This window comes from Collimonas sp. (assembly GCF_035566375.1).
GTDB lineage: Bacteria > Pseudomonadota > Gammaproteobacteria > Burkholderiales > Burkholderiaceae_D > Collimonas.
Window position 1 is genome coordinate 21,318 of record NZ_DATMRK010000017.1, and the last position, 13,831, is coordinate 35,148.

General features: G+C 59.0%; 15 protein-coding genes. 3 read left to right on the forward strand and 12 right to left on the reverse strand.

Annotated features, from left to right (window positions below; translation table 11 throughout):
* The first annotated feature begins 96 nt into the window (after window positions 1–96).
* The gene (locus tag VNZ60_RS04615; RefSeq protein WP_325657250.1) at window positions 97–1,470 is read left to right on the forward strand and encodes a cytochrome C; all 1,374 of its coding nucleotides are present in this window, start codon (window positions 97–99) and stop codon (window positions 1,468–1,470) included.
* A 93-nt stretch (window positions 1,471–1,563) separates the two neighbouring features.
* Window positions 1,564–1,863 carry a high-potential iron-sulfur protein gene (locus VNZ60_RS04620; RefSeq protein ID WP_325657251.1) on the forward strand — a complete coding sequence of 100 codons (300 nt, stop codon included), beginning with the start codon at window positions 1,564–1,566 and terminating at the stop codon, window positions 1,861–1,863.
* A 287-nt stretch (window positions 1,864–2,150) separates the two neighbouring features.
* On the opposite strand, the gene VNZ60_RS04625 is transcribed toward VNZ60_RS04620, so the two are convergent.
* The 12 genes from VNZ60_RS04625 to gspG form a co-directional block, all read right to left on the reverse strand.
* Window positions 2,151–2,846: a response regulator gene (locus tag VNZ60_RS04625; RefSeq protein WP_414648774.1), complete on the reverse strand. Its 696-nt coding sequence runs from the start codon at window positions 2,844–2,846 to the stop codon at window positions 2,151–2,153.
* Window positions 2,847–2,902: 56 nt separating this feature from the next.
* Entirely contained in the window at window positions 2,903–3,475 is a 573-nt protein-coding gene (locus VNZ60_RS04630) for a type II secretion system protein (protein WP_325657253.1), read from the reverse strand.
* Entirely contained in the window at window positions 3,450–3,839 is a 390-nt protein-coding gene (locus tag VNZ60_RS04635; protein ID WP_325657254.1) for a type II secretion system protein, read from the reverse strand. Before VNZ60_RS04635 ends, VNZ60_RS04630 begins: the two co-directional genes overlap by 26 nt.
* 2 nt (window positions 3,840–3,841) lie before the next feature.
* Window positions 3,842–4,312, reverse strand: a complete 471-nt coding sequence (locus VNZ60_RS04640) for a type II secretion system protein (RefSeq protein WP_325657255.1) — start codon at window positions 4,310–4,312, stop codon at window positions 3,842–3,844.
* The gene (locus VNZ60_RS04645) at window positions 4,309–7,185 is read right to left on the reverse strand and encodes a cohesin domain-containing protein (RefSeq protein ID WP_325657256.1); all 2,877 of its coding nucleotides are present in this window, start codon (window positions 7,183–7,185) and stop codon (window positions 4,309–4,311) included. The genes VNZ60_RS04640 and VNZ60_RS04645 overlap by 4 nt, the downstream gene beginning before the upstream one ends.
* Complete coding sequence (locus tag VNZ60_RS04650) at window positions 7,185–7,742, reverse strand: hypothetical protein (protein ID WP_325657257.1); 558 nt, start codon at window positions 7,740–7,742, stop codon at window positions 7,185–7,187. The genes VNZ60_RS04645 and VNZ60_RS04650 overlap by 1 nt, the downstream gene beginning before the upstream one ends.
* 1 nt (window position 7,743) lies before the next feature.
* Window positions 7,744–8,310 (reverse strand): hypothetical protein, encoded by a 567-nt coding sequence (locus VNZ60_RS04655; RefSeq protein ID WP_325657258.1) that lies wholly within the window; start codon window positions 8,308–8,310, stop codon window positions 7,744–7,746.
* Window positions 8,307–8,846: a hypothetical protein gene (locus VNZ60_RS04660; protein WP_325657259.1), complete on the reverse strand. Its 540-nt coding sequence runs from the start codon at window positions 8,844–8,846 to the stop codon at window positions 8,307–8,309. The genes VNZ60_RS04655 and VNZ60_RS04660 overlap by 4 nt, the downstream gene beginning before the upstream one ends.
* 12 nt (window positions 8,847–8,858) lie before the next feature.
* Window positions 8,859–9,731 carry a hypothetical protein gene (locus tag VNZ60_RS04665; protein WP_325657260.1) on the reverse strand — a complete coding sequence of 291 codons (873 nt, stop codon included), beginning with the start codon at window positions 9,729–9,731 and terminating at the stop codon, window positions 8,859–8,861.
* Window positions 9,712–11,358 (reverse strand): GspE/PulE family protein, encoded by a 1,647-nt coding sequence (locus tag VNZ60_RS04670; RefSeq protein ID WP_325657265.1) that lies wholly within the window; start codon window positions 11,356–11,358, stop codon window positions 9,712–9,714. Before VNZ60_RS04670 ends, VNZ60_RS04665 begins: the two co-directional genes overlap by 20 nt.
* A gap of 83 nt (window positions 11,359–11,441) precedes the next feature.
* A complete protein-coding gene (locus tag VNZ60_RS04675) occupies window positions 11,442–12,674 on the reverse strand; it encodes a type II secretion system F family protein (RefSeq protein ID WP_325657261.1) in 1,233 nt (410 codons plus the stop codon).
* A gap of 9 nt (window positions 12,675–12,683) precedes the next feature.
* Complete coding sequence (gspG, locus tag VNZ60_RS04680) at window positions 12,684–13,148, reverse strand: type II secretion system major pseudopilin GspG (protein WP_325657262.1); 465 nt, start codon at window positions 13,146–13,148, stop codon at window positions 12,684–12,686.
* A 331-nt stretch (window positions 13,149–13,479) separates the two neighbouring features.
* Here gspG and VNZ60_RS04685 point away from each other — a divergent pair, with 331 nt between their 5' ends.
* Entirely contained in the window at window positions 13,480–13,674 is a 195-nt protein-coding gene (locus tag VNZ60_RS04685) for a hypothetical protein (protein WP_325657263.1), read from the forward strand.
* Window positions 13,675–13,831 lie beyond the last annotated feature (157 nt).

Consider the following 13,831-nt stretch of genomic DNA (forward strand, 5'->3'; position numbering starts at 1 on the left):
GACGCACTCCCCCGAACAGCCTATTTTTGATTCATACGATTGCGAATTGTGGATCGTGCGAGGTTTGCAATCAAAAAAAATCAGGGGGAATTCGCAATGAATAACATTTACACGTTTTTAAAACGCGTAGCGGCCATTGCGTGGCTGATTATTCTGGCTGTGTGGCTGATTGTTCTTTTTGGATATATATCCAACGCCAACGCCAATCCTCTTTTTGCGAGGCAGACCAGCCTGAAGTGCTCGTCTTGCCACACCATCTATCCGGAACTAACGCCGTTCGGCCGAAAATTCAAGCTGGGCGGATATACCCTGGGCGAACGCGAGAAGATCCCGCTGGCCTTTATGGCGATCGTCTCGCGCAATTCAATCAGCGACAATACCGACAAATCCAGCGGCGATAAGCTTTTCGCGAAGAACCGCGAACTGGTGGCCGAGGCCGCCAGCCTGTTCACCGGCGGCAAATTCACCGACTACGCCGGTGGCTTCGTGCAATGGACCTACAACAACATCAGCACCACCGACAATCAGAGATATGTCGGGCACGGCGCGCTGGACAACACTGATCTGCGCCTGGTGAAAATGACCGGATCGGAAGAAAAACCAACCTTCTTCGGCCTGACCTTGCACAACAACCCTACCGTCCAAGACGTCTGGAATACCACGCCGGCCTGGAGTTTTCCGTACTACAGCCCGACTATCGCCGGCCCGGGCCGCGGCGTGCCGACCTTCCTTGAGTCCGGTGCGCGGGTAGCCGGCATCGGCGCCTACACTTACCTGTTCGATTCGCTCTATCTGGAAGCGGCCTCGTATCAGACCGCCAAAGGTGCGCTTTCAGCCTTACGCTGGGGTACGCCGGATGCTCAAAGAGTAACGCTGTCGGGCTCCAATCCCTACTTGCGCGCTACCTACACCTTCGGCAGCGACCATCAGAATTTCACCGTCGGCGCCAGCGCCGCCAGAGTCACCATGGCGGCGCCGGATGCAACTCCCCAGGGCGATCGCTTCACCGACCTGGGATTCGACGCCACGTATCAGTTTTTCAGCAAGGATGATCACCATATCATCACAGCCATGGCTTCCACGATCCACGAGAAAGCCGACTGGCGGGCCGGTTTCCTGAATGGGAACAATGACAACCCGAGCTCCAACCTGCGTTCGACCCGAGCCAAGCTCAGCTATCTGTATGACCGCACCTACGGCATTACAGGCGCTGTATTCAAGCTCACGGGCGATGCCGACTTCGCGCGATTCGCTACCAACAACGGCAAGCCGGACACCTCGGGCTATATCGTCGAATTGAATTACTGGCCACACTACGTTTTTAATTGGGATCCGCAGGCGAACGTCCGCTTCGGGTTGCAATACACCGGCTATACGAAATTCAACGGCAGCAAAACGAATTACGACGCGACGCTCAGAGACGCCAAGGATAACAACACGCTTTACCTGTATGCCTGGTTCATGTTCTGACGGCAGTCAGGCGTTGTCTGAGCGGCGGCGCGAGCACAAGGGATAGCTGCGGGCGTTCCCGATTTACCGGTTTTTATCTGGAGGGGAATCGCCATGAATCACGAAAAGAATCAAGAAAAAAAAACATCGCGCCGGATTATGCTGCGCCGTAGCGGCGCGGTGCTAGGCGCGGTCATTCTTACACCTCTGATAGTTCATGCGCCGCCTGCCAAGGCAGGCTCCGCGAACAAAGGCATGCTGCATTACCAGGATAGTCCCAAGGATGGAAAAATGTGCGCCGACTGCGCTGCGTATACTCCGCCGCCCTCGCCGGAGGCAGGCACCGGCACTTGCAAAATTGTGGCGGGGCCGGTCAATCCTCAAGGCTGGTGCATGGCGTATTCGCACCGCTGATCGCCACGGCAAGAGTCATCTGGGGTCAGAGTCAACGGGGTTAGTCAATTTCTGCAGTGCTTCATCGCCAACTTGACTCTGACCCCACATGACGGATTCGGAGAAAGGCAGAGCGCACCAGGTCGTTTTTTTTATGCGATGAGGCAGGTACTCCGTGGCCCGCTAAGTGGGGTCAGAGTGAAGTTTCTGCAAAAAACACGCAGAAAGTTCACTCTGACCCCAGTTAGCTGCGTTTGTTAGGCGCAAACCAGGCGCGGGGATGACGGAGTTTATAGAGACGGCTTATCTCATTCCGGCGAGAAGGCGCTGCCATCCGGCGGTTTTTTGGATGATATCTCTGACGATAAAGCCGAGTTGCCGTTGGCTCGGTTGACCCCGTTGGTGGAATTGCCTGCATGCTCGATCAAGCCCATGTCCAAGGCCATCAGGATCAGTTCTGCGGCATTGTGCAAACCAAGCTTGTGCATCAGGTTGGCGCGATGTTTTTCGACGGTCTTGGCGCTGATATTGAGGAATTCACCGGTCATGCGATTGGTGCGCCCCTCCGCCACCAGCTTGAGGATGCTGCGTTCGCGCGCAGTGAGTTTGTTCCAGGGCGTCATCGCCTTCGGTGCATCGCCGCGATGCAGGAAATCGTTGATCAAGTGCATGGAGACGTCGGGGCAAATATATTTCTTGCCACTGATAACGGTCTGAATCGCAATCACGAATTCATCGTATGACGCATCTTTCAGCACATAGCCGTCGGCGCCTACCCGCAGCGTTTCCGTCACATATTCGTCGGTCTTGTAGACGGTCAGCACCAGCACCCGGATATCCGGCATGCGCCTCTTGATCTGCGCCGTGGCCTCGATGCCGTTCATGCCGGGCAGGGATAAATCCATGAGGATCATGTCCGGATGCAGGGAAATCGCTTCCCGGATCGCCTCCTTGCCTTCGCGCGCCTCGCCCACCACCTCGTAACCAGGTAGCGCCGTGATCATGGATCGTAGCCCGTGCCGGAGTAGATTGTGGTCTTCGACTATCAGAATTCGGTAGGTCATGACTTTCCTCCGATGGCTACGGGTGGACGAAATGATGGTGATTGCGGAGACTGAGATCTACGGCCGGCTCTTCCAGACACGGGTGGACTAAACAGAAATCTCCATTGATTGTAGGTCTCAAATCCCTCGAATGCACTATCGGCGTGAGAAAAACCACTACGTTTGATAGTCGATTTTGTCGAACTGCTCACCACTCCGCTGATTTGTTCGCCGTTACGCAACAAGTCAAACGCTGCGCCGGTGACCGGATCCGCATAGGCGCGGCGCAAATGCCGCACCGGCACCGGGAAACGCTGGTCTTCGATCAGGTCGTCAATACTGTTCGGCAGCGTCTTGCCAGCCCCGGGCGTGGCGTAATAATAGTGTTCAATCGCTAACCGATACTGGTCGCCGACGTACAGCAGTTCGGCTTCGGTTTCGCGCTGCCGCTCTAGCGACCAGACCTCGACCGCGCCCATCAGCGCCACGGCCATCAGCGCCAGCGTCAGCAGCAGGGCCAGCAAGACGATGCCGCGCGCCCTACGCTTGGTTGGCCTGGTTGGCTTAGTTGGCAATGGTAGCGGTATCATTTTCTACACCGTTGGTCTTTGCTGCACTGCGCACATCGTAGACCCCGCTCAGGGCGGGATCGAGAGGGGCGATGGCGATCCAGTTAGGACTTTCTGTCAGCGGATCCACCGGCACGCTGCGCAGATAGCGCTTCTGTACCAGTTCCTCCAGAGTTTCCGGATAGCGGCCTTGATCGCCATAGAATTTATCGAGCGCGTCACGCATGGTTGCCAGGTTTTGCTGCTGCACCTTGACCTTGCCGCCGTCCAGCGCGACAAAATAACGCGGCACGGCGAGCGTCAGCAGCAGACCGATCACGGCCATCACGATCACCATTTCAATCAGCGTAAAGCCTTGGCGGCAGAGCGGAATCGGCCTTAACATGATTACCACTCCTTGTAGGCGATGCCGTTCAAGCCCTTGCCAGGCGAGAGCGAGGCGACGTCATACACGTCGTTGCCCGGCATCGGATCATTCGGCGGGCTGCCGTAGCTGCGCAAAGCCCAGGTCAGCTCCGCCGGTTGGGCCGGATCGGGGTAGAACGGGTCGCGCGGAACATGGCGCAGGAATACCAGGCGGGCATGATTGACGTCCTTGGCATTTTCGACGCCGTTCACCAGTATTTCGAGCGAGGGCGGATAGCCGGAATCACCAGACTCCCTTGTAATCTGACCGGTGTCGGCTGCTGTCTTATAGTTGTCCAGCGCTATGCGGATCTGGCGCAAGGCCAGTTTCAGCTCGGTTTCCTTCATGCGGGTTGCCGAAATTTCATAGAGCGGCAAAGCGACCATCGCCACCAAGCCTACCAAGGCCAGTGTGATGACCAGCTCTATGAGCGTAAATCCGCGCGTTTTCATGGCTCGATCTTCAGCATCAGCGGTTGCGGCCGGGAGATATTGCGCAAGGCGCCGCCGCTCATGCCCAGCTGCGCCAGCTGCATTTCCACCAATGTCTGCCGGCTTGATGTCTTGGCCGCAAATGTCAGGTTCATCAGCGCTCCCGAACCGGTAAAGAATTTACCGGCGGCGGCGTCGAGCGTCATGTTGACGCGGCCGGCGGCGTCGTTGATGACTGGGTCGATGTTGCTGACGCCGACCCGGCTGCTGACATCGCCCGGGCTGGCGCCGACGAAGGACAGCACCCGTGGGTCGTAAAGGATGTAGAACGGCAGCGTATGGACGCCGTCGAAGCTTGAAGCGTTAAGAGTGACCTTGAATTGATCCCCTGCCTTGACGTTTTCCATCTTGCCCCAGGATATCTGCGGCCTGCCGCCGACACTGTTGGCGCTACCGCCGATGGCGGATGCGGCGGGGCTTACTGCCGGGCTTACTACCGGAATTACCGCAGGACTTGCTGCAGGACTTACTGCCGGACTTGCCGGCTGGGCGCTCTTGTCTGTTGCGCCGGCAGTCACCGGCGGGATGGCGGCGGCAACCACGATCGGCGTCACGCTGGCTGGTGCAGCGGCGCTAACGGCTGCGGGTATCTCTGCGGCCGGCGCACTGACTGGCATGGCCGCCGCTGCAGCCAATGGCGCCACTGGCGCCGCAGTTGCCGCATTTGCCAACACCTTATCGGATGGCACAGCCGCTGATACATCCGCCGGTGGCGGCGTGGCGGTTTCTGGCGCTGGCGCTGGTGCAGGCGCCGGCGGCGCCGTCACAGGCGGCGCGGACATAGGCGCAGATGGATAGGCGCCCTCGGCCGGGCTCGGATTGACGACCGTCTCGACCCCTTGCGGCTGCGTCGCCGAGGGTGTCGGTGCGCTAGGCACCACGCCGTTCAGGATAGTCGGGGCAACCGGTGGCACCGCGGGCGCGGCTATGGCAGCAGGCGGCGCCACCGGTGTGATTGCAGGTGCCGGTGCTGGTGCCGGTGCAGCGTCTGCCCTCGGCATGCTTACGCCGCTACTGGTACCTGACACGCTAGAGATCGGATCGAGACGGAACTGACCCGAGTGGATCGTGGTCTCGGTGCCGGACCAGACGTCGCGCATGGTGTCTTCGGCTATCCCCTGGGCGCGTACGATGCGGGGCGTGATCGATAGCACTATCTCGGTCTTGGTATGGTCGCCATTATGTTCGGAGAACAAGCGGCCGATGATCGGCAACTGGCCGAGGCCAGGCACTTTAGCGGCGGCGTTACGATCGGAGTCGCTGATCAGGCCGCCCAGCACCTGGGTTTCACCGTCGCGCAAACGCAAGCTGGTGGAGGCGCTGCGAGTGCCGATCTGATAGGCCAGCGAGCCGGAAGGCCCGGAGATTTCCTTGACGATATTGCTGACCTCCAGGTTCAGCTTGATGCCGACCTCGCCTTCCGGATAAACATGCGGCTCAGCTTCGAGCTTGATGCCGACGTCGATATACTGGATCGAACCGGTGACCACTGAACTGCCGGTTTGCACCGGTGTCACGGTATTGGTGATGATAGGCACCTTGTCGCCGATCAGGATCTTCGCCTTTTCGTGGTCGCGCACACGGATACGCGGGCTGGCCAGCAGATTGGCGTCGGTATCCTGCAGCTTGAAACCGATGCCCAGCGAGAACGGCGTGACCTGCAGCTGGCCGCGCGTCAGATCGCCGAGAGCGCCAAGAGTCAGGCCACCGGCGGCCCCGGTCGGGGTCGATATGGTGGCGCTGTTGGGCCATGAGATGCCGAGGTCGGTCAGGCGATCGCGGGAAATTTCCAGCACCTCCACTTCCAGCATCACTTCGGCGTCCGCCAGATCGTGCGCTGCAATCACCTTGGCGGCGACATCCAGCGCTTCCGGCGTATCGCGCAAGACCAGCGTATTGGTGCGTTCGTCGACCAGCGCGTCTTTGATCTTTAGCACGGATTTGAGCACTGACAGGATGTATTTCGCATCGCCATTCGAAATATGGAAAGTGCGCACCTTCAACTCTTGATATTCCTTTTGTTTAGCCGCGGTAGCCGGATAAATGAACATGGTGTTGACGTTCAGTACTTTCTTCTCCAGCTGGTTCTGCAACAGGATCAGGTTGACGGTGTCTTCGACCGAACCTTCATGCACGAAGATGGTGGTCTTCAGATCGGGGCGCACATCGCGGTCGAAGATCACGTTGAGACCGGTGGTGCGCGACAGCGCTTCGAACACCATGCGCAGATTGGCGTCACGGAACTGCAGCGTGACCGGTTTCCTCATGACTGACTGCGAGGCGGTCAGCGCCTCTTTGGCGCGGTGCTGGCCATCGATCTCGGTATTAATCTTGCGTAGTAACAGCTGGGCGTTGGGATTGGCTGGATTTTCCAGCATCACCACCATGGTGCGTTCGCGCGCCGCATCCAGTTTGCCGGCCGCGGCCAGCTTCTCGGCTTCGGCCAATATGTCCCGATGCCGCGTGTCCATGTCGATGTCAGCCACGCCGCGCCTGGCCCGTTCGTTGGAACCGTCAAGTTGCAGCGCCTCCAGATAGGCATCGCGCGCGCCCTTGGTATCGCCGGCGGAACGATGCTCGTCGCCCTGCCGTATCAATTTTTTGGTTTCTTCGTCGAGGCGGTTGATGTAATCGAGCTTATACGGCAAATTACCCGGGTCCAGCCGCAAGGCTTCGCGCATGTTGGCTAGCCCTTCCGCGACATGCCCTTCTTTAATCTGACGTTGGCCGTCCTTGTGCAGACTTTGCGCGGCGCAACCGTTCAGCAAAATCACCACCAGCAGCAACGCGGCCGGGCGGCGCCAGTTTTTTGACGTGGATTGGATAAGGCGCATTACAGCCCCCCAGAAATCAAAATGGATTGCCGCTGGTTGAGCGGAAGGTAAGTCAGGACAATTTCCTTGGCGCTGACGGAATCGATGCGATAACTGCCTTCGACGGTATCTCCCGCCGTCACCAGCAGCAACTGGTCATCCTTGGCCAGAAACGCGGTGGGCTTGGCTTGATCTTGCAACAGTCCGACAAAATTGAAGGGTAGCGGCGGCGCGGTCGGCGGTGGCGGCGGTGGTGGCGGCTCCTCCTTCGGTGGCGGCGGTGGTGGCGGCAACCAGCTGTTGGCGGCGAATAGATTGTTGGCGCCGGCCTGCTCCAGGTTGGTGCGTGCCGGCAGCGTTATGGTTTTCGGCAGTGCTGCAGCGGCGGCCGCCTGGTTGCTAGTCGATTGCTTGCTTGCCGCTTGAGGATTGTTTGCAGTCCGCGTCACCGGCTCGATCAGCTTGGATTCGGCAGAGCCGCCGGAAAACATCATGGCGCCGTAGGCCGCCAGCGCACCGGCTGCCAGCACCAATCCTATTTGTCGCCGTGAAAATCGGCTTCTGAGTCGATTGTGCATGTCAGACTCCACGGTAGACAAAAGTAAAATGAATGCGCGCATCCTGGATCGTGCTGTTGACTGCGGCGCGTTCGATATGCAGTTCGGCTAGCGAGGCATTAGGTATTGCATTGAGCACCCCTGCGATAAAACTGCGCAAGGTGTCGTAGCTGGCTTTCACCGGCAACACCACTTCATAGCTCACAAACGCTGCGCCATCGGCGTCCGAAACATGATATTCGCCCTTGGTCAGATCGAGCTTGGCCAGTTGCGCTTGTTCCAGCAGCCGCCGCAGATCGCTGGCATTGTGGTCAATCGTTGGAAACCAGGCCGTGAAACGCCGCAGTTGCTCGCTGGTTTTCGGCTGCACCCGATGTTCAAGCCGGGCCCGATTGAGATCGACCAGGGCGACCCGGGTCTGTGACTTGATCTCGCCGGCGTTCTTTTCCCAACGCGGCGCAATCGCCAGAGCCGCCAGCAAAGTGAAGCCGAGCAGCAAGACCCCCACCGCCCCCGGCCAGCCGACGCGGCGCGCCAGTGCGTAACGTAGCGTCAGCAGCATCAGCGCGATTGAGTTTGTGCTGTTCATTGCTCCTCCCAATGCGCCTGGATCTGAAAGCGGACCGGCGACCCTGGCTGGGTCTGTATCTGGTGTGAAGTCAGAACCACCCGTTGCAGGCCTGGCTGCGCCTGCAGATAGGTCAGATAGTCAAGCATGGTAGCCAGGTCTTTCGCCTCGCCGACCAGATGCAATTGCCGCCGTGACGCCACCGGCTCTACCGAAAGCAAAGCCACATGTTCCATCGGCGCCGATTCGAGTACTTTGAGCAGGCGCTCCCAAGGGGTGTTCAACTGGCCGGCAATCTGTGCGGCGTTCTTGAATTTCTGCATTTCGGCAGGCGTGACTTTGGCGCCGGCCTGGTCGGCATGGCTTACCTCATGCAGGCGCGACACCAGGGCCTCATACACGCTTTGTTCGGCCTTGCGATCGCCGTAGGCTGACGCCAATTGCACGCCGCCATAGATACTTGCGGCAGCTCCCGCCATCAGCAGTGCCAGCCCGAACGGCGGCAATTTCCGGCGCTGGCTGGCAAAATCGAAATCGAGTTTTTGGAAGGAGGCCATGATAGCTACCTGCTAAGCAAAGTTTGAGGCAACATCAGACGCCTCGGGTGTTACGGACGCTGCATCGGACATCGTCACTGGCTGCGGCGGCAGGCGCTGCCAGCGGCTGTGCGCGGCGGGCGGAATGTCACCTATGTCGGCGTCGAAATAGATCGGCAATCCGGCGTGGTCCGGCACGCACAGGCGGCGGCAAAACGCCTCGCAGCTATCGCTCAAGGCGGCCCAATCGTTTCTCGACAGGCGTTCGGCGGCCAGCGCCTGCCACTTGCCATCGCGAAGCCAGCCAAGCATTAAAGCGCTGCCGCGCACACGCGCCAGCAGCGCGTCATGGTTTTTGCTGTGGGCAAAAGAACCGTTCCAGAATGCTGCAAAGCCTGGCTCCAGACGATTCAGGCGGCAGCCGCCATCGTCGCAGGCCTGTTGGATGACATCCAGCAGGGCCGACGGCATGCCGCAAACCACCGCGCTGAGCCCGTCCAGCTGGACCGAACAGCGCATCGCCAGTGAGGCTGGATCGAGACCCAAGGTGTCGGCCAGCGCCAGCGCAGCCAAACGATCCAGCTCGGGCGGCGGCAAGCGACGCGCATCAACCTTCAAGACATCGTAGTGCACCAGGGTATCGGCTACTTCGAGATTGAGCCTGCGCGATCCTTGCGCTTCGGGATATTTTTCCCGGTTTTTCAGCTGCGGCAGGATATCGCGCAGCGCCTTGCCGATGCCGTCGTATGCACCTGCGCCAGGTTCAATTTTGGCGACCGGCACAATGATTGCATCCCCCGTTTCATCCCGCATCTCATCCCGTCCGTGGCCAGTCATTGGCAACAGCGCCGTCACTTGATGCGGCTCGACCAGCAGTTGTACAGTTTTACTCCACAGGTGTAACACGATTGATCTCCTCAAGAGTGGTCATGCCTGCCGCCACCAAGGCAACCGCCGCTTCGCGCAGCGTTTTCAGGCCGTTCTGCCGGGCGGCATGCTTGATCTTGGAAATGGCGGCGCGCTCCACCATCAAATCGCGCAAAGTGTCGTTCAGCGACAGCGTCTCGGCGATCGCGCGCCGTCCCTTGAAACCGCTGCCGCGGCAATGCGCGCACCCTACCCCATGCTGGAAATGAAAACTGGATATAGCCAGCGGGGAAGTACCCAGGCCCGAGCGCAGCATCAATTCCTTGTCGGGGTGATCCTCGGTCACGCACATCGGGCAGTTGATGCGTACCAGCCGTTGCGCCAGGATGCCGTTGAGGGCCGAGACAAAGCTGTAGGAATCGACCCCCATGTTGGTGAAACGGCCGATGACGTCGAACACATTATTGGCGTGCACGGTGGTAAACACTTGATGGCCGGTGAGCGCCGCCTGCACCGCGATTTGCGCGGTTTCCGGATCGCGTATTTCACCCACCATGATCTTGTCGGGATCGTGGCGCAGTATCGAACGCAGTCCGCGGGCGAAGGTCAGCCCCTTCTTTTCGTTGACCGGAATCTGCAGCACGCCAGACAATTGATATTCGACCGGATCTTCAATCGTGACGATCTTGTCGAGACCGGTATTGATTTCCGTGATTGCCGCGTAGATGGTGGTGGTCTTGCCGCTACCGGTAGGTCCGGTGACCAGCAGCAAGCCATAGGGAAGTTGCGACAGGCGCCGCACGAATTCCTTGGCGGGCTCGGCGAAGCCCAGGGTTTCCAGGCTTAAGGTTTGCAACTCGCCCGACAGATGATAGCGGTCGAGCACCCGCAATACCGCATCCTCGCCAAACAGATTGGGCATGATCGAGACCCGCAGATCGATTTCACGGCCTTCGGTCGAGACCTTGAAGCGGCCGTCCTGGGGAATCCGGCGCTCGGCGATATCCAGTTCGGAAATCACCTTGATGCGCGATAAGACCTGATTCGCCAGATCGCTGCCGTCCAAGCGTTTGATCATGCTCAGCACGCCATCCAGCCGATACTTGATGTTCAAGCCTTGCGGCTGGGTCTCGAGGTGGATATCGCTGGCGCCGGCGCGCAGTGCGTCATAGATGGTCGAGTTGACCAGCCGCACGATGCTGCTCTCGGTACTGCTGATGTCTTCAATCGAGATCGACAACGCGCTCTTGTCGATCGTATTGACGGTGTCGGCAATGCCGACCGAATCCATCGCCCGCACGGTTTTCTCAATGACTGCAAGATAGGAACGCAGATCGCCGGCGGTGGCGACGCCCCAGCTGACCGGCTGCTCGGCGCGGCTGCGCAAACGGGCGTTGATCCAGCTGCGGGTGCGCACATCCAAGGGGTCAGCCGTCACCAGCAGCAGCTCGCCGACCGGATCGACGAAGGCAATGCACAGCCGTTTGCCAGCCTCGATAAACGATAGCAGCTCAAAATCCGGCTTGAGTTGCCGCATCATGACCATCGTCACCGGCTGCATCCTGAAGTAGGCTGCGGCCGCCAGAAGATAAGCGGCAACATCATCGCCAAACCCGGCCGCTATCTGCTCGATGATCTGCAGGGTAGAACCTCCCTGCTCCTGCATCTCGCGGATGGCTTCCGGATCCAGAGCGGTCTGGACCGTGTGGGCCGGGCCGAAATTATGTGTGTAGACGTTGTCCATGGCGGTCACTGAATACTAGAGGCGAGATCGAAAATCGGCAAATACATGAGCACCACGATGGCGCCGATAATGAGGCCGATACACAGCATCAGGATCGGTTCGAACAAACGTGTCGCGACGTCGATGGCGCGGCTCAAGGTTGCCTCCTGAAAAGCGGCAATGCGCGCCAGGATCTCAGCCAGCTTGCCGGTACGTTGCGCCACCATCAGCATGCGCAAGGCGACTGGATCGGCCAGGCCGGCCAGCTGCAGCGCCGGGCCGATGGCGGCTCCCTCGCGGATCGACGCCACCGCCCGCGCCAGCTTGCGACTGTCTTCCGGCGTCAGCAGCGAGCCGCACATGTCGAACGCACGCACCGCCGGAATGCCGCCTTCGATCAGCATGCCGCTGGTGCGATAAAACTGCGCATGGCGGAAAATCCGGATCAGCGGCCCGACGATCGGCAGGCGCTGCAACACCGGCAGATTCCAGCCGGCACGCGAAGCATGGCGAACCGCCAAGATCAGCGACAGGAAAGCGCCGATGAAAGCAGCCGCCACCAATTGCGGATGGGCATGGATGGTTCTGCCGAGGCCGATCAAAACCTGCGACGCGAACGGAATCTCGCCCCGGGTCGATTCAATCAAGGTGGAGAATTTCGGCACCACCACCGCCAGCAGGAACAACACCACCAGCGAACCCACCCCCAGCAGCATCAATGGGTAAACCGCCGCCCCCACAGCCTTGGAGCGGATAGTGCGCAGGGTTTCGAAATTGGCGGAATAACGGCGCAGCGCAGCCGCCATATCGCCGGTCTGTTCGCTGGCTGAGATACTGGCGACCAGCAATTGCGGGAACACATCGGGCCGCTCGCTCATCACCCCCGAGAAGTTGCGGCCCTCCTTCAAGGATTGCACTATTTTTTCGAATACGCGGCGGGTTTCGGCCAGGCGTTCTTTTTCGGCCAGGGTTTCGATGGCGTCGATGATTCCCAGGCCGGCGTCCAGCAGCGACGCCAGTTCATGGGCGAACAGTGCGATATCAAGCCGGGTACGGCCAGTCCCGACACTCCCCCGCCCGGCGCGCGCGAAGCTGCTGCGGTGAGGTACGCAAGACAGGACACGCAGCCCCTCTCTTTCGGCGAGCCGGGTTGCCGCCGCCGCATCGACCGCAGCCAATCGCAGCGAGCGCATGGCGCCTGCCTGTGCTTTAGCCACAATGTCGAATTCGATGACGTGAGAGATGGGCGAATTGTTCATGGCAGCCGCCTAATTAGACATCCAGTTGCCGACATCAGCGTTCTCGCCGCTACCGCCAGGCTGGCCGTCGGCGCCCAGCGTACTCAGATCCAATTCGCCATGATCGCCCGGTGATTTGTAGAGATAAGGACGGCCCCAAGGGTCCATCGGCACGGCCTTCTTCAGATACGGCCCCTGCCATTTCTCCTCGTTATTCGGTTTCACGAAAAGACTGTCGAGACCCTCGTCGGTAGTAGGGTAATGCCCCACGTCAAGCCGATATTGATCGAGCGCCTTCTCCAGCGACACAATCTGAGCGCGCGCGATTTTGGTATTGGATTTGCCGATCTGATCGAAATAACGGGGAGCCACCATACCGGCAAGCAAGCCGATAATGACAATGACGACGAGCAGTTCAAGCAGCGTAAAACCTGCGCGCCGTTGGTTAGGGGCCGGCGCAGGATGCTCCAGACTGGCGGCAGCGAGACGCGTCATTATTATTCTCCCTAGGCCGGCGTGTTTTTTGTCCGACGGTTCTTCTGTGCTTGATTTTCTAGAAGACCCTACGACTCCGACCCCTATGCTCTTCAGAATACTACTGCTTGTCTTAAAAGCTACTGGGTATATACCCTCCACTTTGGGGGTGTATGGGTAGTTATCCGTAGAGTAGGGAATGGACCTGCTTTCTAAAACCAAACATGGCTGCATAAAATGCTTTGAAACGCTTCGCAATTAGCTGCTGCTTCGCTGCGAAGAACAGGAAATCCCAACAAATAAAACCTAGCTCCAGACAGCCGTTAAATATTCTCTTAAAGCAAGCGACTACATGATTGCAGTGATTGAAGTTGCGGTTGCTTTTGAAGTTGCGGTTGCTTTTGAAGTTGCGGTTGTTTTTGACGTGCCCCGCATTGGGACGTTGCCAAATGTGGCGCGTGTCAGTCGGGAATTGTGGGAAGACATGTTTGAGCGTAGCGAGTTGGTCTTTCCACCCGACTGGCACGCGCCACATTTGGGGACCTGACCGAAGGGAAGGCAACGGCTTTGCGGTCGCCTTCTTTTTGGTTACTTTTTCTTGGCGAAGTGTATAGACCGGAGACATAGGTAACAGGTGTGCCGGGACATGGGTAACACTTTTGGTTCATTCGAATGAAGACCAAAGGATTGACAACCATGCCCTG

Coding starts and splice junctions, on each gene's coding strand:
- VNZ60_RS04670 (WP_325657265.1), bottom strand. CDS start 11,358: ATGCAGGAGCAGGGAGGTTCTACCCTGCAGATCATCGAGCAGATAGCG.
- VNZ60_RS04650 (WP_325657257.1), bottom strand. CDS start 7,742: ATGCACAATCGACTCAGAAGCCGATTTTCACGGCGACAAATAGGATTG.
- VNZ60_RS04635 (WP_325657254.1), bottom strand. CDS start 3,839: ATGTTAAGGCCGATTCCGCTCTGCCGCCAAGGCTTTACGCTGATTGAA.
- gspG (WP_325657262.1), bottom strand. CDS start 13,148: ATGACGCGTCTCGCTGCCGCCAGTCTGGAGCATCCTGCGCCGGCCCCT.
- VNZ60_RS04615 (WP_325657250.1), top strand. CDS start 97: ATGAATAACATTTACACGTTTTTAAAACGCGTAGCGGCCATTGCGTGG.
- VNZ60_RS04675 (WP_325657261.1), bottom strand. CDS start 12,674: ATGAACAATTCGCCCATCTCTCACGTCATCGAATTCGACATTGTGGCT.
- VNZ60_RS04655 (WP_325657258.1), bottom strand. CDS start 8,310: ATGAACAGCACAAACTCAATCGCGCTGATGCTGCTGACGCTACGTTAC.
- VNZ60_RS04685 (WP_325657263.1), top strand. CDS start 13,480: ATGATTGCAGTGATTGAAGTTGCGGTTGCTTTTGAAGTTGCGGTTGCT.
- VNZ60_RS04660 (WP_325657259.1), bottom strand. CDS start 8,846: ATGGCCTCCTTCCAAAAACTCGATTTCGATTTTGCCAGCCAGCGCCGG.
- VNZ60_RS04630 (WP_325657253.1), bottom strand. CDS start 3,475: ATGATACCGCTACCATTGCCAACTAAGCCAACCAGGCCAACCAAGCGT.
- VNZ60_RS04645 (WP_325657256.1), bottom strand. CDS start 7,185: ATGCGCCTTATCCAATCCACGTCAAAAAACTGGCGCCGCCCGGCCGCG.
- VNZ60_RS04620 (WP_325657251.1), top strand. CDS start 1,564: ATGAATCACGAAAAGAATCAAGAAAAAAAAACATCGCGCCGGATTATG.
- VNZ60_RS04625 (WP_414648774.1), bottom strand. CDS start 2,846: ATGATCACGGCGCTACCTGGTTACGAGGTGGTGGGCGAGGCGCGCGAA.
- VNZ60_RS04640 (WP_325657255.1), bottom strand. CDS start 4,312: ATGAAAACGCGCGGATTTACGCTCATAGAGCTGGTCATCACACTGGCC.